The sequence below is a fragment of the Ructibacterium gallinarum genome (assembly GCF_014982785.1).
Taxonomy (GTDB): domain Bacteria; phylum Bacillota; class Clostridia; order Monoglobales; family Monoglobaceae; genus Ructibacterium; species Ructibacterium gallinarum.
Map to the genome: position 1 here is coordinate 1 of NZ_JADCKB010000015.1, position 20,015 is coordinate 20,015.

The window sequence follows — 20,015 nt, forward strand, 5'->3', positions numbered from 1 at the left end:
CTATTGAAAATATTTCTACTTGATTTCGTTCTTTCTTGTTTGTTCTTAGCATTTTTATCACCCAACCTTATTTTACCACATAACAAACAAAAAGCCCAGCTTTTGCTGAGCTTTTTCGACAGGCTGAGACCGCGGCAAATTTTTACCGCGGTCTTTTTTATTTTATTCTTTCTCTCCATCATTCCATACCGGAAAACCAACCGTAACCTTAAATAAATCTCCATCTACTGAAACGGCCATTTTTCCTCCGCAAGCCTCGGTATAGCTTTGCGCAATGGCAAGCCCAAGTCCGCTGCCTTCAGATGTCCGCGCCTTGTCCCCGCGGGTAAAACGTTCTGTAATTTCATCCGCCGAAAAATCCATTTCATAACCGGCAACATTTTTAAACTGTACAGATGCCCGCTGATTGTATACTGAAATGGATATATAAACCCTGGTACCAGACATGGCATATTTTATAATATTTCCCAGGAAATTTTCCATCACCCTGGAAAGCAGCCGCCCATCTGCCAAAACCATAACAGGAAAGCTTTCCGTCTGAAATCTACATTCCAATCCTGCCTGTTTCATTTGCGCTTCTACTTCTCCCACACATTGCCGCACCAATTCTGACAAGTTTAATTTTTCTGCACGCACTTCAATATTACCGCTTTGGGCTTTAGAAATCTCAAACAAATCCTGCGTAAGTGTTTTCAGCTTCTCGCTCTTTTCGCGAATAATCTGTACATAATCATTGGCGGGTTCTGGTGTCAACTCTTCTTTTCCCAAAAGTTCTGCATAATTAATGATGGAGGTCAGCGGTGTTTTCAAATCATGCGATACATTGGTAATCAGTTCTGCTTTCATTTTTTCAGCCCGTACCTCCTTTTGAACGCTTTGGCTGAGGCCTTCCGCAATGCCGTTGGCATTGACTGCCATTTCCCGCAGTATTCCATTCTCCGGAACTGGAATTTTGTAATTCAGCTCTCCCGCCCGGACTTTAGCTACCCCTTCGGCAATTTGAGAAAGTTCTTCCCCTCTTGTTGTCAAAAAACGAATCAACAGCACATCCGCCGCCACGGCCAAAAAAAGCCAAATCAAAATTCCATATGGTACTGCTCCTATTAAAATGCCTGTCAGAATGTGCACCATTGCAATAAGAAGAATCCATCGCAAAATTTGTGCGCGCAGAGATTTTTTTTGACTAATCCCCGTAAACAAGACGCCAAACAATTTCTTCCAAATTTTTATTATCCAGCGTATAAACTGTACAATAGCAGATCGCTTCAAAAAGCACTTATCCTTGACATTGCGTATTACACTAAAAAATACAGTAAGCCATAAACAAACCGACGCGGCAAGAGCCGTCAAAAGGGGAACTTTTACCAACTCCAGCATATCCGCCCGCGAGGCCTCTGCCCATCCCTGTACAACTCCGGCTCCTGTCAGAGCCGGAATCAAAGGGAGCAAAATACACAGACTGATTTCTGACCAAAGGCGATCGATTAACATGTGATGTATGCTATCATCTTCCGGTTTTTTCCCACAAACGATACATAGATAAAGAAGGCAAAGCAGCGCCAATATCAGCAAAATAACACTTTGGATAATACACCGCGAGATTTCTGCCGCTGTATATTCAAACGCTGCCTGCTGCGCAGCAGTGTAGGAATCATCCAAAGCAATATAGATACGATAGTTCTCCCGATCCGGAATGGGCTCCGAAGCAGAAATTTCCCGATGGCTGTCAAACCGCATACTGGTCTGCAGTTCCTCCATGTAAGACTGATCATCCTTTTGAGGATAATAGGTAAAAATCTCTGATTCATGGTCTGCCACCAAATAATTTTGCGCTGTGAGAAATCCAAACGCTTCCGGCGTATCCTGCTCAATGTTTTTGATGACCAAATCTCCCGCCTGTGCATAATACTGAACGCCTCCCATTGCATTCAATCTCTGCTTCCATGCTGAAATCTGATATTCCTGGCTCATAGTCCCATCCGTTGTTGTCCGGTAATCTAATATAGAATTCAATAAATCTGCCGCTTTCAGCTTATATCGATAACAACTGTAACTTACTGCATAATCCGGTGTTTTGATATCTTCTAACATCATATTCAGCTGACTTGCTTGGTACAGATTTTCCCAAACAGAAACAAATGCCCAACAAATCGACACAACGCACAGAAGAAACGCTGTTGCTTTAAGCAAAACGTTCCTGCTAATCTTTTTGAATTTTGTATCCAAGGCCCCACACCACCTTTAAATATTTCGGCTCTTTCGGATTGATTTCGATTTTTTCACGGATTCGTCGTATGTGCACTGCAATGGTACGGTCATTCACTACAATTTCTTCGTTCCAGACCCGGCGGTATATCTCTTCGGTGGAAAAGACACGGTTCGGATTTTTGCACAAAAGCTCCAAAATTCCGTATTCTGTAGGAGTCAACCGCACCTCGTTTCCGTCTACACTAACCGTCTTTCCCTCCGTATCCACCACAAGCCCGCCGATTTGAACCACTTCATTTTTCGCCGGCACCATGGTTCCAAGCATGGTGTACCGTCGAAGCTGGGATTTCGCTCTGGCAACCAATTCCAGCGGATTAAACGGCTTTGTAACATAATCATCAGCCCCAATGGTCAATCCCAGAATTTTATCCGCGTCCTCTGATTTTGCAGAAACCAGAATAATAGGAATGTTTTTGCTCTCCCGGATCTTCAGCGTTGCCTTAATACCGTCAAGATGCGGCATCATGATGTCTAAAATAATCAGATGAATTTCTTTCTCCTCCAAACAGCGCAAAGCCTCCAACCCATCATACGCTTTTACAACACAAAAGCCCTCGCTTTCTAGGTAAAGCGCCGTGCTATCAACAATCGCATGGTCATCGTCCACAATCAGTACACATTGCTTTTTCATACTTTCACTCCGTTTCACCGATACTATGATTATAAAAGCAAGTTTTTAAGGAAAAGGGAATAAATTATTTAAGAATTTCTTAAGAAAAACGCCGGCGCAAGGCCGGCGTACATTATTATACAATACAAGCACCAGACTGAATATCGTCCATGGTAGTGGTTACCACCAAATCCTCTCCGTACTCCGCAGATAAAATCATACCATTGGATTCCAGCCCCATCATTTTGCGTGGCGGGAGATTTGCAATAAACAGCAAATTTTTACCTATCATTTCCTCGGGTTTACAATACTTGGCAATACCGGAAAGGATCTGTCGACGTTCTGAACCCACCTCCAATTCAAACCGCAACAGCTTGGATGATTTGGGAACTTTTTCACAGGCAACGACCTTTCCCACACGAATATCCAGCTTTTCAAAATCAGAAAATTCAATCAAAGGCTTAATGGGTTCTATTTCAATTTCCATCTGCTGAGGCTGTGCAAGCTCCGCCTCCAGCTCTGCCAGCTTTTTCTCCGGATCTAACCGGGCAAATAAGGGCTGTGGATCTGAAACTTTTGTCCCGGGCTGAACACCCCCAAAGGAAGCTAGGCTCTCCCACGACAGGTCACCAAAATTCACCTGCTGTGCAATGGACACAGACGTATCCGGCATAAATGATGACAGTAAAGACGCAATAAACCGAATCGCCTCTGCCAAATGGTACATTACCGTTTTGAGTTGTTCTCTTCCCTCTTCCGTTTTTGCCAACACCCAAGGAGCAGTCTCGTCAATATATTTGTTGGATCGGTCCACAATTTTCCAAATTTGATCCATTGCATCTGCCACCCGAAGCTTGTCCATGCAGGCCGCTGTTTCTTTTGCACAAGACAAACAAACCGCCCGCAGACTTTCCTCTGTTTCTCCGCATTCTCCCGGTACAGGAATCTCTCCGTCAAAATACTTTTTAATCATGGAAACCGTCCGGTTAACCAAATTCCCCAAGGTATTAGCCAGATCGGAATTAAAACGGCTAATCAAAGTTTCAAACGTAATGGTTCCATCCTGAGCAAAAGGCATCTCATGTAAAAGATAATACCGTACTGCATCTACTCCAAAATTACGAACCAGATCATCGGCATAAATCACATTACCAATGGACTTGCTCATCTTGTCCTGTCCGTTTAAAAGCCACGGATGCCCAAATATCTGCTTTGGAAGAGGCAAATCAAGAGCCATCAGGAAAATTGGCCAATAAATAGTATGAAACCGGAGAATATCCTTACCTATGATATGCACATCTGCCGGCCAATATTGTTCAAACGGAGCTTCTACAGAGTCACCACGGTAACCAATTGCGGTAATATAGTTGGTCAGTGCATCCAACCAGACATAAATCACATGCTTTGGATCAAATGGCACTTGAATCCCCCATGTAAAGCTGGTTCTTGAAACACACAAATCCTGAAGTCCGGGTTTTAAAAAATTATTCACCATTTCCTTTTTTCGAGATTCCGGCTGTATAAACTCCGGATGTTCCTCAATATATTTCATCAGTCGGTCTGCATACTTGCTCATCTTAAAGAAATATGCTTCCTCATGCTGTTTATGCACCTCCCGGCCACAATCCGGACATTTGCCATCCACCAGCTGGGTATCTGTCCAGAAGGATTCGCACGGCGTACAATACCAGCCTTCATAGGAATCTAAGTAAATATCTCCCTGATCATACAGCTTCTGAAAAATCTTCTGCACCGTTTTTTCGTGGTAATCATCTGTAGTACGAATAAATTTATCATAGCTGGTATTCATTAAATCCCAAATGCTTTTGATCTCTCCTGCCACTTGGTCCACGTATTCTTTGGGAGAGATCCCAGCAGCTTCTGCCAACTCCTGAATTTTCTGACCATGTTCATCTGTACCAGTACAGAAAAAAACATCATATCCCATATATCTCTTGAACCGGGCAATAGCATCAGTCAGCACCACTTCATACGTATTGCCGATATGCGGCTTCCGCGAAGTATAGGCAATGGCAGTTGTAATATAATACTTTTCTTTCTGATCCATTTCAATCACTCCTTCAATCTTCGTCAAACATAGAGATATTTTCCACTGTTTCTCTTTGACCGTAGGGAATTCCAAAATGCTCATATGCTCTTTTGGTTACCACCCGTCCCCGCGGTGTGCGGTTGATAAACCCAATCTGCATCAAATACGGTTCATAGACATCTTCAATGGTGTCGCTTTCTTCGCCAATAGTAGCGGCAAGTGTATCCAATCCCACAGGGCCTCCGTCATAATGTTCTATCACCGTTTTTAGCATTCGCTTATCACTGGCATCAAGGCCCAAATCATCAATTTCCAGCTGCCGCAAAGCATGATCCGCCACCTCTTTGGTAATGACACCGTCAGAAATCACCTGAGCAAAATCCCGAACCCGCTTAAGCAAACGATTGGCAATTCGCGGCGTCCCCCTGGACCGGGAGGCAATTTCTGCTGCGCCAGATGGCTCAATTTCAATATTTAAAATACCGGCGCTACGAGAGACAATGGTACTTAACTCTTCCGTTGTATACATTTCCAATCTACTGATCACACCAAACCGATCGCGCAAAGGCGCCGTCAGGGCTCCAGCTTTAGTTGTAGCGCCAATCAAAGTAAATCGGGGCAAATCCAGCCGAATAGATCGGGCCGACGGCCCTTTTCCAATAATAATGTCTAAAGCAAAATCCTCCATAGCAGGATAGAGTATTTCCTCCACACTCCGGCTCAGGCGGTGGATCTCATCCACAAATAAAATGTCATCCTGTCCCAGATTAGTAAGCAACGCCGCCAAATCCCCCGGTTTTTCAATGGCCGGCCCAGAAGTAATCCTTAGATTGACTCCCATTTCGTTGGCAATCACCCCAGCCAGAGTCGTTTTACCCAATCCTGGCGGTCCATATAACAGTACATGATCCAGTGCTTCGCTCCGCTGCCGCGCCGCTTCGATAAAAACACGCAGGTTTTCTTTTACCTTTTTCTGCCCAATATACTCTGACAGTTTTTTCGGCCGCAAACTATATTCATTATCATTGTCCTCTGCCATTTCGCTGGAAGTGACAATCCTGTTTTCATCCTTATCCATACTTTGTTCCTGCCTTTAACCCTTCATCAAATTTTTCAATCCCGCTTTGATCATTTCTTCCAGAGAACCAGAAACCCCTTTTAAGGCCGCTTTGGCTTCTTGCGCCGAATATCCCAACACAACCAGGGCGGACACCGCCTCATCCGGCTCCTGCGCTTCCGGCGAAAAAATTTCCTCACCGGGGATTTCCTGAAGGTCTACTCCCTTAAATTTATCCTTTAATTCCAAAATGATTCTTTGGGCTCCTTTTGGTCCAAGTCCCGGCGTATGCGCTGACAAATATTTTGCGTCATTGGTAACCACACAAAGAGCAAATTTTGACGGCGAAACATTGGACAGCAAATTTACTGCTGTTTTTGCGCCAATACCGGAAACACCAACAATCATTTCAAAAATATTCAATTCTTCCATGGTGGAAAAACCATATAAAACACAAAGATCCGATGCTGTTTTAAGATTCATATACGTATACAGCCGGGCCGATTCCCCAATATCCCCCAAATTTTCCAGGGATACACGGGTTGAATACAGTTTATATCCCACTCCGCCGGCATCAATAACGGCAAAGGCATCGGTTTTATGCACCAGTTTGCCCGAAATATAATAGAACACAGTCACCCCTCCATATTTTTTTATTTTAGCATAACTGTACAAGATAATCAAGCATAACTTCAATACTTTTTTCATATACAAAAAACCTGCACACGCATCGCATATGCAGGTTAGCCTTTATGCCTTTACTTCCGACATCATAGTTGCAACGTATTTTTTCACCATAAATACGGGTCGGTAAGATTCCTTTGCCTTACGCATACCAGGAATTCCCATATCCTCCTCCCGGTTAACAAGCTCAAAATCTTGCCATTCATGCTCCAAAAACTGTTGATTCATAATGGTAAAAGCGCCCTCATAATCTGTATCGGCGTGTTCAAGGTGAATCACCGCCATCTTTTTACATAACGGCTCACCTACCGAAAAAGCTACCATCTTTCCGTCTACTCGAATACACCCGCCGGTAATATCTAAATCTTTCCAGTTCCGGAACAATTCCAAAACCGCTTCCCGCTCTTCCTCAATTCCTGGAATTTCATTTTTTTTATTGGTATACCACCGATCAAATAAAGCAATGCATTCCCCGCTGTTTTCCGGAGTCATTTTTTGATATTCCCAATGATATAGCTTTTTAAACCGGTTAATATGATTCTTTTTTCCATGATAACGTTTTCCAGCAAGCCGCGTTAAGTCCTCAACACGATAAACATAATCAAAATAATTCACATCTTCTGTGATCAAAAATTTTCCTGGAAACGCCTTTATCAATCTTTCCACAGCATCATCGTCATACAAACGAATCAATGGCTCTGCACCCGTTTCGCGGAAATATTCCAGCAACATTTCAATAACCGGAACAATATCACCTTCCGAACCATCTTCTCGCATAAAACCGATAGGGAACGTAGCGCTGCGTGGACCGCCACGGTGCTGTGGCATAATACAAAGCATATCATTAAGAATCACATAACGCATGTCATAGCTTTTACGCCACATAAATAAATTTGTAAAAGTAAACTCTGAGTTTTTACTGCATTTTCTCTGCAAATAACGACTAATAACATCCTTTTTATCCAGCGTTATCTTTTGTAATTCCAGCATATACCCTCCTGTTTTTATTTAATAAATTCCCTCACGCGAAATTTTACGCCACAATCCTGCGCAATTTTTCTGCATGCTTCAATTTCAGCTTCCGGCATAATATCTACCACGGAAAAAACCACTTCCGGCACATATTTGACAGCACGCGCCGCAAAATCCAAAATACCGGAAAATGCTGTTTCTCCGCCAAATTCACTTTGACAAAGCTTTTGATATTTTTCCGGATTTTCAGCGTTTAAACTAATAGATACACAATCAATACATCCAGCCATTTCCGGTGTAACATCTCTTTTGCAAATTAAATTTGCCTGACCATTGGTATTGATTCTGATAGGCAAATCCGGCTGTTTTTCCTTAAGCCATTTTGCAATCACAATCACATCATCAAAACGCATGGCCGGTTCACCATAACCACAAAAAACCACCGACGCATACTTTGACAAATCCCTCTTTTCAAAATCCGCTTTAATTTCTTCTAAAGATGGCTCACGCTCCAGCCACAGATTGTCCTTGCCATTGACATCATCATGTTTATTCCGCACACAAAAGGTACAGGCATTGCTGCAGCGATTGGTCAGATTAACATACAGTGAATGATAATATTCGTAAGTGATGGTCATTTATTTTCCTCCTTTATCATCCGGCTTGCATAAAGCAGCAACAAGTCAGCCATACAGCGCTCCAGCAAAGCAGGATCCGGCTGAAAAACGCACACTTCACGCAGTCCAGCCGACACTTGCGGCAGAACGACAGTAAAACGCGCACCAGAAACATAATTTTTAAACACAAGTTCACCATTCATATCTTTGGCAAGCTTCCTGCACAGCGGAAGCCCAAGTCCTTTGATCTGAGGCGGGAACATACCAAGCATTTGATTTTTAAAACTAAAATCTTCCAAAAAGCGATGAAAAATATGAGGTTGAATCTCTTTGGGGATCCCACCGCCGTGATCCCGCACGGACAATTCGAATTTATTTTTAAAATTTCGGCACCGAATTTCAATATTTTTATTCTGCGTTATGCCGTGCTCCAAGGCGTTGGATACCAAGTGATATACGATCATACAAATTCGGCGTGCATCAAAAGAAGCATCTGGTTCCGAATCTTCTGTCAGAGAAAAAGTGATTTCTCCTTTTTCTTTCAACCCCAGCGTCTCATTCATCTGATCCGTCAGTACAGTGAAAAACTGTGTCAAATTATAGGTCACCATCCGCACGCCGGAAACCATATCCTCAGAACCGTACAATTCCGCAATGGCACTAATTCTACCGACCAACCCACGGCAAAGCAATTCAGCACGCCGTGCCGCATCAAACTCTTCCGGCGTAAGACTGATATTATGCACAAAATACTGAAGCGTCGGTGTGACTTCGGCCATGGTTTGAAACACAACATGCTCCGCCACCCGGGCAATATCAAAACGTACTTCCCGCTCCTCCCCCATCTGATTAAATACTTGATTGTCCTTCTGCACCATCATCATCCTCATATGATATTTTATCTCATTATATCATATTTAAAACTGCTTGTAAAGCAATATACTGCGGCAAACTTTCACAAAATAGACGGGTATAGACTGACACTTTCGCTCAGTCTATACCCTACTGTCACGCAAAAAAATACATTATCGAATATCTTTTTGTATTTTCGCACATCAGATCAAAAAACGCCGTAAATTCCTCAATCAACAGTGCTTAAGCAAAAACCTCTCTGGTTCCATCCTTGTTATTACAGAAAATCTTACAACGATGCATTTCTTTTTCCTCAATACGCAAAGGAAGGAAATAATTTTCTATAGCTTTTGCAAGAATTTCCGGCTTTAAATTACGCTCTCCACCTGCATCCAGAACCACGCGAAGAGTAAATTCCCCCTCCTCTGCGATCAGCACCTCCCACGCATGTACATAATCCAAAATATTGATCTTCTTTTCTCCTTTGCGTTTGGTTTTTTTTACCGTCCATACCTCTGTTTGCCCGAAAAATTCCTGGATTTGTCTTTTGGTCACTTCTGTTGCTGTAGTAAACACCATTCTATATTCGGCCGCCGTAATCTCTGCCGCCGCATGTACCGGAGTTTCTACAGCCAAAACATAGAGATCCACCGGCAGATTCTGGTTTAGCTTCTGCCGTATTTCCGCATCAGACACTGTATCTTCAAAAACAATATCCACCGTCTCACATTCGCTGGTAACGCCCACAGGCAAAGGAAGCGCAAACGTCATCTTCTGGTGAGGATTAAACCCCTGCGAATACACCACCGGCAATCCGCTTCGCTGTATCGTTCTCGCAAAACACCGTAAAAGATCCAGATGGGAAATATACTTTCCCATTCCGGTTTTGGAAAAGAAAATTCTCCGTTTACTCAAAACACACACCTCCTCCAAACTGTGCGGCGCCGCATCCCATACATTTTTCACGGCAAGAAGGCGTAGTAATCCCAGCATATGCTCTTTGCAGCTCCTGCTTTAAAAACTCCTTGCTCACCCCAATATCCGCATAATCCCAGGGTAGAATCTCATCTTGTCCTATGCGACGGTGCGCGTAAAACGTCGGGTCAATGCCGCAGTCAGCAAAGGCTTGCTGCCATTTCGCATAATCAAAGAAATCTGACCAACCGTCAAATTTACAGCCCAGTTTTTGTGCCTGGATCAGCACTTCACCCAGTCTGCGATCTCCCTTGGCAAAGACCTCTTCCAAAAAGCTAACATCACTGGAATGCCAGTTATAGACAATTTTTTTATTGGTGATTGAATCCTTCAGTTTCCTTGCTTTTTCTTCCATTTCACTGATACGATTCTGCGGTTCCCATTGAAACGGTGTAAAAGGTTTGGGAACAAAGAAAGCTGTGCTGACCGTTACTGAAACACTTCTACCCTTGCGTACTTCCTGCGGCAATTCATAAAATGCATCTATCACTTTTTGCGCAAGCTTTCCAATACCTAACACGTCTTCCTCTGTTTCGGTGGGAAGTCCCAGCATAAAATACAGCTTAATCCGATTATATCCTCCGCTAAACGCAATTTTAGCCGTACGAATTAAATCTTCTTCTAAAACATTTTTATTGATTACATCTCTTAGTCTTTGGGTACCCGCTTCCGGGGCAAAAGTCAATCCGCTTTTTTTCACTTTCTGTACTTTTTCCATCAATTCCATAGAAAAATTATCTACACGCAGGGACGGTAAAGATAAATTAATTTTTTTATCCACAGTCATTGCCAAAAGCCCATCCGTAAGCTCAAACAGCCGTGTATAATCACTGGTGCTTAATGAAGACAAGGAGATTTCTTCATATCCAGTAGATTGAATACATTGCTCCGCCACTTCAAAAAGCCGCTCTGGAGAGCGCTCCCGTACTGGCCGGTAAATATATCCCGCCTGACAAAACCGGCATCCCCGGATGCAGCCGCGAAAAAGCTCTAACATAATTCTGTCATGCACAATTTCCATAAAAGGAACTATCAGCTTCTCCGGAATAAAGGTGTGATCCATGTCCTTAATAATCCGTTTTTTAACGCGCTGAGGAATTCCAGGCCGATTTGGTGCAAAAGACGCAATGGTTCCGTCCTCATGATAGGTTACATCGTAAAAAGAAGGAACATAAATACCCTGAATTTTTGCAATCTGCTCTAAATAAGCTTCCCTACTTTCCCCGCTGTCCCGCCATAGTTTAAAGACATCCATGATCTCACTGTTCACTTCTTCGCCTTCTCCAAGCACAAAAAAATCCACAAGATCTGACAAGGGTTCTGCATGATAAGCGCAGGGGCCGCCACAGTAAACAAAAGGCTCGTCCCGCTTCCGCTCTGCCGCACGCAGGGGCACACCTGCCAAATCCAGCATATTGACCAGATTGGAATAACTCATTTCATACTGCAAGGTAAAAGCGATCATATCAAATTCACGAATCGGTTTTCTGCTCTCCAGCGAAAGCAGCGGTATACCTTCCCGGCGCATTTCCTGCTCCATGTCATCCCACGGAGCAAAGACCCTTTCACAAACCGTATCTTCCCTTGCATTGAGCATATGATATAAAATTTTCATTCCCAAATGTGACATACCTACTTCATACACATCTGGAAAACAAAATGCAACCGACATCAACTCCGGAGTCCATTCCTTATGGATACTGTTAAATTCATTTCCAATATACCGAGCCGGTTTCTGCACTTTTTTTAAACATTGTTCAAATTTCATGGAATCCATCTGTTTCCTCCCACGGATAAAGAATTCTTAACTTATTTCTATATGATACACCACATATTCAAAAGTTGCAAGCATAAACCAGAAGAAACTTCCGTAAAATGTATCAAAGGTGTTGTCCATACCACACCTCACTTATGAAAGCAGGTGAAAAATATGAATGATATCTATCAGGATCATTCCCCAAGAGCCCAAAAGCCACGCAAATACACAAAATCCAAATCATCCACCTCTTCGAAAAGCCGTTTTTTCCCATTATTATTGAAACAAACTGCCGCCGCTGTGGTTTGTACTTTATTGGTATGGTGTATGCATACGCTTCCGGTAACGCGTCTAAATCAATGGATGGATGCTTTAGGCCGCGCTCTGCGGTATGAATCGGATCTTACTGATGTAAAAGAAACAGGAACGTATATTATCAACTGGTTCAGTGAACTTTTTTCTCCCACTGACAAACAGCCAGTACAGGAGTCCCCCGAACAAAATCCTGATAATAGTCAAGGAGCCGCTCCCGCTACATCCCAGCAAGACATACCGTCTGAATCCTCAGGCGAGATTACGGAGCATTAATATGCGGAAAAGATTCTTCTCTCATGCGGGTGAAATTCCCATTGGACATTACATACGTCTTCATGTTCTACTCCTGCCATTATGCGCTGCATCTATTTGGGGAAATTATTGGCAATTATTTAGTATAAGCTGGATTACAGCATTATGTCATGAAGCGGCACATATTATTGCAGGGAAATGCCTTGGAATTGATGTAAGCGGTATTACACTTCTGCCTTTCGGCGTATGCGCCAGGCTTAAGGAACCTTTTATTAAATCACCGGCCAAAGAAATCATTATGGCTTCTGCCGGTCCTCTTTGTAATTGCATCATTGCAATAGCTTTATATTGTATTTACCGTCTTCTCCCCTTTGCCTGGATTCCATATGCGATCACGGTGAATCTGGCAATTATGGGCATGAATCTTCTACCGTGCCTGCCGCTTGACGGGGGAAGGATTCTGCGTGCTGCCCTGACTTTGGGTTCGGACGCCATTACAGCCGGACAAACCACATTGCGCATCAGCCGATTTTTTTCCGCTGTTTTATTATGCATCTCGGGTCTCCTTCTCATTACTGCCCAATTTAATTTTTCCCTGATTTTAATCGGGGTATTCCTTTTGGGCAATCTTTACAGCGAGCAAAGAAATTTTTCAAAACAAACCATACGTGAAATTTTATATTATAAAGAAAAACTAGAGGAAAATACCCTGAACCGAACGACAACACTGACAGCCTATGCCAAACTACCTGCGCGTATGCTTTTACGGCATCTTTCATATCATCGCTATTATATTATTCAAGTAGTTGATGAACATCAGAGAATAATAAAAACCGTTACGGAAAGCCAAATTTTAGATGCACTGTTACATCAAAGTATCCGCATTACTTTAGGGGAAATATAATACATTTGAAAAAAACCGGCACGGAATATCCCGTACCGGTTTTATATTGCATTTCTTATTTAGCAGCAGCCTTTTTGCCTTTGACTGCCGAATCTCTCCAGAATGCCCACAGTGAACCAGACACAAATACCGAAGAATAGAAACCAACCACAATACCGATAATGATTGGCAAGGAAAATGCCTGAATGGAAGGTACACCTAGCAGATATACCATACCAATGGTCAGCAATGTGGTAATCGTTGTATTGATAGACCGGGTCATGGTCTGCCAAATACTGTTATTTGCAATTTCTGCATAAGTTTCTTTTCTTGCATGACGTGTATTTTCACGGATTCTATCCATGATAACAATGGTATTATTGATAGAATAACCTAGTACGGTTAATACCGCAGCAATAAAGTTGGTATCTACACTCCACTGAAAAACAGAATAAACTCCAAGCAAAATCAATACATCGTGAATTAATGCAAGAATCGCTACGACACCGGAAGTAAACTCAAACCGGAAGGTTACATACAGTAAAATAGCAAGACATGCCAGTACGGACATAATTACAGCCGATCTTGCCAAATCCCGGCCCGTTGACGGTGATACAATATCCTGGTTTTTCAATGTAACACCAGTAACAGATGCCGTGGCTTCTTCACCTTCTGTTTCAGGAGCTGTTGTTGCTTCCGCCTCAGGCGCTGTTGTCGCTTCCGCCTCAGGAGTCGCTGTTGCTTCCGCCTCAGGCGCTGTTGTCGCTTCTGCCTCAGGAGCCGCTGTTGCTTCTGCATTTTCATTATTCTCTGTATTTTCTGTATTTTCAACAGGGGTTCCGTATTTCTCCTGCAACGCAGAAGTAATTGCCGCAATCTTATTCATAGAAAAATCAGAACGCTCTTCATCGGTCTGCAAATTGTTATCAAAACCAAATTTTATAATAACCTCATTACCAGACTGTTGAACTGAAGAAGGACTTTGGTCAGAGCCAAGCGCATTATCCACAATTTCCTGAACTTCGGAAACAGAAAAGGCTGTATCTATTTGATAGGTAACCGCCATACCACCGGCAAAGTCCGTATCCAAATTAAATCCGCGGAAAATCAAAGAGGCAATGGAAACCAGCACAAGCACACCGGCAATTGTCAAGAAAATTTTCTTATTTTTAACGATGTCAAACATTATGCTTTGCCTCCTTTCAGTGTTCCATCTTGTTCTTTTTTACGAACACCATAGAACCACAAATTCTTTACATTCATACCAATCATCTGTTTGAGCAAGAACTTGGTAACAAAAATTGCGGAAACCATGGAAACAATAATACCAATAAACAGCGTAATACCGAATCCTTTAATGGTACCAGTACCCAGCACCCACAAAATAACAGCTGAAATAATAGTAGTAATGTTAGAGTCAATAACCGCGGAAAGGGCACGGTGGAAACCAGCATCTACAGCACTGCGAACGGTTTTCCCTAAGCGCAGTTCTTCCTTAACACGCTCAAAGATAACAACATTGGCATCTACCGCCATACCAATGGACAGAATGATACCGGCAATACCCGGCAATGTTAAGTTAATATGCAAATTTGCAATAATAATAAACACAATAGCAACATAACCGATCAAAGCCAAGTCCGCCATTAGTCCCTGCAAGCGATAAACCAAAAGCATGAACAGCAAAACTAGAATTAAGCCGATAATACCTGCTTTCATCGCATTACCCAGCGCCTCGTCACCCAAGGTTGCGCTGACCGTCCGAACTTCAACCTGCTCCAAAGAGAAGGGCAGCTGACCGGATTTGATATTAGCAGCCAAAGCCTTAGCCTCTTCCGCTGTAAATTCACCTGTAATAATACAACTGTTGCTGTCAATACGTTCGTGAACCTGAGGCATAGAAATAGGCTGATTATCCATCATAATAGCAATATAATTTTGCCCGGCTGGCTGAGAAGCCAATCTACCAGTTGCCTCAGCAAATTTGGTACGGCCTTCATCCGTCAGTTCAAGACTGATATAATAAGAACTCTTCGTCATTCCCTGCTCGGTTTGTCCGTATTCGGCAGTAGCATTTTTTACTTCCTTTCCGGTCATAACCTCCGCGCCGGTGGGATCTGCAAAAATCAGCTGTGCAGTTGCCCCCAGGGTCTCTACCGCTTGTTGTGCATCCTGAACATCCGGTAGCTCCACTCGAACTTTATCGACTCCCTGCCGTGTTAAAGTAGCTTCTGTATACCCCTGATTATCCAAACGGGTACGCAACATGCTGACAACCGTATTCATTTCATCATCGGTAGGATTATCAGACTGCGCCTTATAGACGATAACAGTTCCGCCTTTCAAATCAAGTCCCTGTGTGATTCCGTCTTCATCCAGAATACCAGGGAAACGTACTTTGTCCGTAATGTCAAGACCATAAAGTCCAACATAGAAAAGTGCGGCAATTACCAAAATAATAGCCACAAATTTGACTAAACTTCTGGACACTTTTACTTCCTCCTTTGTGTAAGCAAAGCCTACAAAATATAACTTCATCCACTGGCAACCTTGCCAGTTTAATTATTTTACCTCACCAAACCATTTTTTAATGGTATATAACAACCGAATTATTATAACCTTTCCTTTTCCGCAAGTCAAGCGTTTCAGAAAATTTGTTAAATATTTTTAAACTTAGCAGCAAAGCCATCCTAGTTTATACCAGTTTTGTACCATTAATAATTAGTTCAAACGAAGTACCCAATGAATCAGCTGCACGTTTACACATAACCATACGCGTCAAAAATATTTCAAAATAATCCATCAAAGAACAAATTTCCGTATCAATTTTAAGTTCCAGACGAATCGTCTTATCGTGAAGGACCGATACGTCTGATTGCGTTACCGCATAATTTACGCGGTCATGAATATCAAAAGAAGACATCTCTCGATTCCGTACTCTGCTGCGGCGCACATCGGTTTTATCAGCTAAAATCAATGCAGCTGCAATATGATTTACCGGGGTCCCGGTTCCTTCATCATGGTTGCCAATTGCCGCTATAACTTTAGCAATCTCCCGTGGTTCCATTCCCAGACGCGTAAGTATATGAAACGCAATCACTGCACTGCTTTGGGCATGGTCGATACGATTTACCACATTGCCAATATCATGGATATATCCTGCAATTCTTGCCAATTCCGCAGTGCGCTTATCATAATTCAATGCTGTTAGAATACTGTATGCCACCTTGGCCGCCCGTTGAGCATGAAGCAAGGAATGATCGGTATATCCCATGGTACCAATATACTTATCCCCTTTTTCCAGATAGGTCTTGATTTCTTCGTTTTTGACAATATCGTAAAAAGTTACGCCAGCACCGCGTTCTGTATTGCCTTTTTCTTTATTGGGCATAAGGCTCTCCCCTTTCTGCAATGTTAAAGGCCCAATTCCGCCTCAACCGCTTTCGCATACAGACTGCACTCCACCCGCTTCCGCTGAAGCTTACAGCTGATTTCATGCGGCTCATTGATATCACCATTAAGCAAACATGCGTTGGCCATGCATCCGCCACTACAATAAAACTTTGCGAAACACTCTCTGCATTTCGGCTTGGTATAAACATTACATTCTTCAAACATACCCCGCAGCTCCTGATTCAGTGTATCCTGCGCAATATTACCCATTTTATATTTTTCAGTACCGACAAACTGATGACATGGATAGATATCTCCATTGGGCGCAACCGCCAAATATTCACAACCTGCTCCACAGCCTGAAAGGCGCTTAATTACACAAGGTCCCTGCTCTAAATCAATCATAAAATGAAAGAAATTAAAACCTCTGCCTTCTTTTTTGCGTTGCAAATATGCTTCTACCAATTTTTCATATTCCTCAAACAGCTTGGGCAAATCCTCCTCAGTAATGGCATACGGCGCTCCCGGTTCGCTAACTACCGGCTCAACTGAAGTCTGTTTAAATCCCAAATCTGCCAAATGCAGAACATCCTTGGAAAAGTCAAGATTATATTTGGTAAAAGTCCCACGAACATAATAATTATCCTGATGCCGACTTTCCGCTACCTTAATCAGTTTAGGAACGATACTGTCGTAAGAACCACTTCCATCAACTTTGCATCGTACGCGGTCATTCACCTCTTTTCGCCCATCGAGGCTCAAAACCACATTGGACATATTTTTATTAATAAAAGCAAGGTTTTCATCATTGAGCAAAACTCCGTTGGTAGTTATGGTGAAACGAAAATTCTTATTATGTATTTTTTCCTGTTCCCGAGCATATTCTACCACTTCTTTCACCACATCAAAATTCATCAAGGGTTCGCCGCCAAAAAAATCTACTTCCAGATTTCTACGGTTCCCTGAATGCTGAATCAAAAAGTCCATTGCTTGCTTTCCAGTCTCCGCGCTCATTAGCTCACGCCGGTTATGATATGCACCTTCATCAGCAAAGCAATAGGCACAACGCAGATTGCAGTCATGTGCAACATGTAGGCACATGGCTTTCACCGGTGAATGACGTTTCATATTCACCGCAATATCCGCATATTCATCGGCAGAAAACAAAACCCCATTTGCATAAAGTTCTTTGATTTCATCCCAGCCTTCTTGTAGCGCATCACGTTGATATATCTTTCCCAGTTGATCCACAGTTTTTTCAAAAACCTCTGGCTCTGGCAGCAGATCATGATCGCAAAGGAAACAAATGATATCATAACACAGCTTGTCCAATACATGAACACAGCCGCTGTTAACATCCAGCGCAATATATTTATCCTTCATTTGAAATGCATGAACCATTGAAAATCTCTCTCTTTCCCTGAATGCTCTTGGTCTTTGCCGGAGCATTCATTATTAAAACACAAAAAGCGGACGCCCCCGCGGGCGTCCAGCTTTTTTTCTTTTCTGTAAAGTCTTGCTTACGCTTTTTCACATTTCTGATTTGCTACCGTACAGGAAGTCTTGCAAGCAGACTGACAAGAGGTCTGACATTCACCACATCCGCCTTTTGCAGCGCTTTTCTTCAAGGTTGCCTGATTTAGTGTTTGAATTCTTTTCATAAAACAATCTCTCCTTTAGATTTATCTTCTTTTCTTCGGTTTAGTATTAACACCAGCCATTCCACCAATTGCTCCGCATGCGATTCCAATAATAACGGAAAGAACAGCTCCGACCCGAAAAGCCAAAGCACCGTCTACCAGCGAACCGATCAAATACAGTATAACCGTATATCCCAATCCAAACAGCGCTCCGGTCAGCAGTCCATGCCTTCCAGCATGCCGAGCCGAACGAAATCCGCCCCACATAATACAAACCGCACTGATTACTGCTGTCAAAATATCGATAGCAGAATCCGGCATGGCAAAATATGCCGCAGCAACAGCCGAGACAAAAAGTAATACGATGGTTACCGCATAACTCAGCAATAGGTTTTTCGCTCCGTACACCATATCAAACCAATTGTTTCCATTGGGTAAATCTTTCGTCACAACGTCCGCCTCCTGCACTTTTTTACTAAAGTATATGGACAGGGGCGCTCGTTTATGACTTAAATTTTATTTTTCCTCTGTGGTATCCGCCGCATCCATCTCCTGGGGCTCATCTGGCAACGGTTCCAATTCTTTTTCTTTAGATGAACCTTCCTTAATCAAACGGCTAATTGCGCTTCTTTCCAGAGAAATAAAAGATTTGGTTGTTCCAACCCCACTTTCAAGCACAAATACATCATCTTTCACCCGAACAATTTTACCCCGGATCCCGCCAATTGATGCCACTTCATCTCCGACTCGAAGATTTGCAATCATTTCGCGCAGTTTTTTCTCCTTTTTCCGCTGCGGGCGAATCAGGATAAAGTAAAAGACTGCCAATACCAGCAACATCATAAGCAACGGCGCAAACGCCGCAGGTCCTGAAGCCACTTGTTGTTCCATAATATACCTCCTCAGTAAATATAAATCGTACTTCTTATGATTATATCCATATTTCGCTTATTTTGCAAGAGTTTTTTTTATCTTTTATCATTTTGTTATAATTTTATTAGATACATCAAAAAAATCCTGTGCATAATCCCCTTGACATACTATTCGTTTAGCGTTAAAATAATTAAGATTCTTAACAATATTGTATGATGCATCGTCCACAGAGAAAAAAGAAGAAAGGGAGCTTCCTTTTTCTTTGATAGTATAATTGAATGAATGCGTTTATTTGGGGGAATTTTTATGGATTGTACATTTATTGATCAATTTTACACAATTATCGAACGCTTGCGCCGCACAATGATGACGCAGCCGCATAGTGAAAACATGACCAAACAAGAATTTTTTACGATGCAAGTCATTGGCTGGTTGGAAGAGCACCACAAGAAAGCAACCACTGCACGGTTAAGCCAAGAACTGACCGTCAGCAAATCTGCAGTGTCTCAAACGGTGAACAGTTTGGAAAGCAAAGGCTTTGTTCGTCGAAAACTGGAAGCTACAGACCGGCGTCAGCCTTCTGTACATTTAACCGACCAGGGGCAACAGGCTCTTTTGCAGGAAAAAGATACATTGTATCATCAGCTTTTTTCCATATTTGGACAAATGGGTGAGGAAAAAAGCCGGCTTTTTCTTGATCTACTGCAAGATTTTACCCTGCTGTCCGAGCAATCTTTTCAGGAAGACAAAAAATCTCAGGCACTCGGGTCATAAACTTTAAAAAATATGATATGGATATAAATATAATCATCTAACGG

At 42.6% G+C, this 20,015-nt stretch carries 21 protein-coding genes; 3 read left to right on the forward strand and 18 right to left on the reverse strand.

The genetic code is table 11. The features are described from left to right. The 11 genes from INF28_RS07905 to INF28_RS07955 all read right to left on the reverse strand — a co-directional run. The coding region (locus tag INF28_RS07905) for a hypothetical protein (protein WP_226392930.1) at window positions 1–182 on the reverse strand (182 nt) is incomplete at its 3' end. Then, window positions 163–2,190, reverse strand: a complete 2,028-nt coding sequence (locus INF28_RS07910; protein ID WP_226392931.1) for a sensor histidine kinase — start codon at window positions 2,188–2,190, stop codon at window positions 163–165. The genes INF28_RS07910 and INF28_RS07905, both read right to left, overlap by 20 nt. Before the next feature lie 10 nt (window positions 2,191–2,200). Next, window positions 2,201–2,899: a response regulator transcription factor gene (locus INF28_RS07915; RefSeq protein ID WP_226392932.1), complete on the reverse strand. Its 699-nt coding sequence runs from the start codon at window positions 2,897–2,899 to the stop codon at window positions 2,201–2,203. 115 nt (window positions 2,900–3,014) lie between these two features. Then, window positions 3,015–4,946 (reverse strand): methionine--tRNA ligase, encoded by a 1,932-nt coding sequence (gene metG, locus INF28_RS07920; RefSeq protein WP_226392933.1) that lies wholly within the window; start codon window positions 4,944–4,946, stop codon window positions 3,015–3,017. A 13-nt stretch (window positions 4,947–4,959) separates the two neighbouring features. After that, entirely contained in the window at window positions 4,960–6,006 is a 1,047-nt protein-coding gene (ruvB, locus tag INF28_RS07925; protein ID WP_226392934.1) for a Holliday junction branch migration DNA helicase RuvB, read from the reverse strand. A gap of 15 nt (window positions 6,007–6,021) precedes the next feature. After that, a complete protein-coding gene (gene ruvA, locus INF28_RS07930; protein ID WP_226392935.1) occupies window positions 6,022–6,618 on the reverse strand; it encodes a Holliday junction branch migration protein RuvA in 597 nt (198 codons plus the stop codon). A 117-nt stretch (window positions 6,619–6,735) separates the two neighbouring features. Then, entirely contained in the window at window positions 6,736–7,659 is a 924-nt protein-coding gene (locus tag INF28_RS07935) for a DUF2156 domain-containing protein (RefSeq protein ID WP_226392936.1), read from the reverse strand. A gap of 14 nt (window positions 7,660–7,673) precedes the next feature. Then, the gene (locus INF28_RS07940; RefSeq protein WP_226392937.1) at window positions 7,674–8,279 is read right to left on the reverse strand and encodes a TIGR04100 family radical SAM protein; all 606 of its coding nucleotides are present in this window, start codon (window positions 8,277–8,279) and stop codon (window positions 7,674–7,676) included. After that, window positions 8,276–9,142 (reverse strand): sensor histidine kinase, encoded by an 867-nt coding sequence (locus INF28_RS07945; RefSeq protein ID WP_226392938.1) that lies wholly within the window; start codon window positions 9,140–9,142, stop codon window positions 8,276–8,278. The genes INF28_RS07940 and INF28_RS07945 overlap by 4 nt, the downstream gene beginning before the upstream one ends. Before the next feature lie 211 nt (window positions 9,143–9,353). Beyond that, window positions 9,354–10,025: a TIGR03936 family radical SAM-associated protein gene (locus INF28_RS07950; RefSeq protein ID WP_226392939.1), complete on the reverse strand. Its 672-nt coding sequence runs from the start codon at window positions 10,023–10,025 to the stop codon at window positions 9,354–9,356. Then, window positions 10,018–11,862: a TIGR03960 family B12-binding radical SAM protein gene (locus INF28_RS07955; RefSeq protein WP_226392940.1), complete on the reverse strand. Its 1,845-nt coding sequence runs from the start codon at window positions 11,860–11,862 to the stop codon at window positions 10,018–10,020. The genes INF28_RS07950 and INF28_RS07955 overlap by 8 nt, the downstream gene beginning before the upstream one ends. A gap of 153 nt (window positions 11,863–12,015) precedes the next feature. On the opposite strand from INF28_RS07955, the gene INF28_RS07960 reads away from it, so the two are divergent. Beyond that, window positions 12,016–12,429 carry a hypothetical protein gene (locus tag INF28_RS07960; protein ID WP_226392941.1) on the forward strand — a complete coding sequence of 138 codons (414 nt, stop codon included), beginning with the start codon at window positions 12,016–12,018 and terminating at the stop codon, window positions 12,427–12,429. A 1-nt stretch (window position 12,430) separates the two neighbouring features. Beyond that, window positions 12,431–13,312 carry a M50 family metallopeptidase gene (locus INF28_RS07965; RefSeq protein WP_226392942.1) on the forward strand — a complete coding sequence of 294 codons (882 nt, stop codon included), beginning with the start codon at window positions 12,431–12,433 and terminating at the stop codon, window positions 13,310–13,312. A 55-nt stretch (window positions 13,313–13,367) separates the two neighbouring features. Here INF28_RS07965 and secF read toward each other — a convergent pair whose 3' ends face one another. The 7 genes from secF to yajC form a co-directional block, all read right to left on the reverse strand. Next, a complete protein-coding gene (secF, locus tag INF28_RS07970; protein ID WP_226392943.1) occupies window positions 13,368–14,477 on the reverse strand; it encodes a protein translocase subunit SecF in 1,110 nt (369 codons plus the stop codon). Beyond that, window positions 14,477–15,781, reverse strand: coding sequence for a protein translocase subunit SecD (gene secD, locus INF28_RS07975; RefSeq protein WP_226392944.1), 1,305 nt, complete (start codon window positions 15,779–15,781; stop codon window positions 14,477–14,479). The genes secF and secD overlap by 1 nt, the downstream gene beginning before the upstream one ends. Before the next feature lie 205 nt (window positions 15,782–15,986). Further along, window positions 15,987–16,682: an HD domain-containing protein gene (locus INF28_RS07980; RefSeq protein ID WP_226392945.1), complete on the reverse strand. Its 696-nt coding sequence runs from the start codon at window positions 16,680–16,682 to the stop codon at window positions 15,987–15,989. A 23-nt stretch (window positions 16,683–16,705) separates the two neighbouring features. Then, the gene (gene scfB, locus INF28_RS07985; RefSeq protein WP_226392946.1) at window positions 16,706–18,085 is read right to left on the reverse strand and encodes a thioether cross-link-forming SCIFF peptide maturase; all 1,380 of its coding nucleotides are present in this window, start codon (window positions 18,083–18,085) and stop codon (window positions 16,706–16,708) included. A gap of 119 nt (window positions 18,086–18,204) precedes the next feature. Then, entirely contained in the window at window positions 18,205–18,345 is a 141-nt protein-coding gene (gene scfA / locus INF28_RS07990) for a six-cysteine ranthipeptide SCIFF (protein WP_226392947.1), read from the reverse strand. 21 nt (window positions 18,346–18,366) lie between these two features. Then, window positions 18,367–18,774 carry a TIGR04086 family membrane protein gene (locus tag INF28_RS07995; RefSeq protein ID WP_226392948.1) on the reverse strand — a complete coding sequence of 136 codons (408 nt, stop codon included), beginning with the start codon at window positions 18,772–18,774 and terminating at the stop codon, window positions 18,367–18,369. 66 nt (window positions 18,775–18,840) lie between these two features. Continuing rightward, window positions 18,841–19,215 (reverse strand): preprotein translocase subunit YajC, encoded by a 375-nt coding sequence (gene yajC, locus INF28_RS08000; protein ID WP_226392949.1) that lies wholly within the window; start codon window positions 19,213–19,215, stop codon window positions 18,841–18,843. Between the two features lie 288 nt (window positions 19,216–19,503). On the opposite strand from yajC, the gene INF28_RS08005 reads away from it, so the two are divergent. Beyond that, window positions 19,504–19,971 (forward strand): MarR family winged helix-turn-helix transcriptional regulator, encoded by a 468-nt coding sequence (locus tag INF28_RS08005; RefSeq protein ID WP_226392950.1) that lies wholly within the window; start codon window positions 19,504–19,506, stop codon window positions 19,969–19,971. Window positions 19,972–20,015 lie beyond the last annotated feature (44 nt).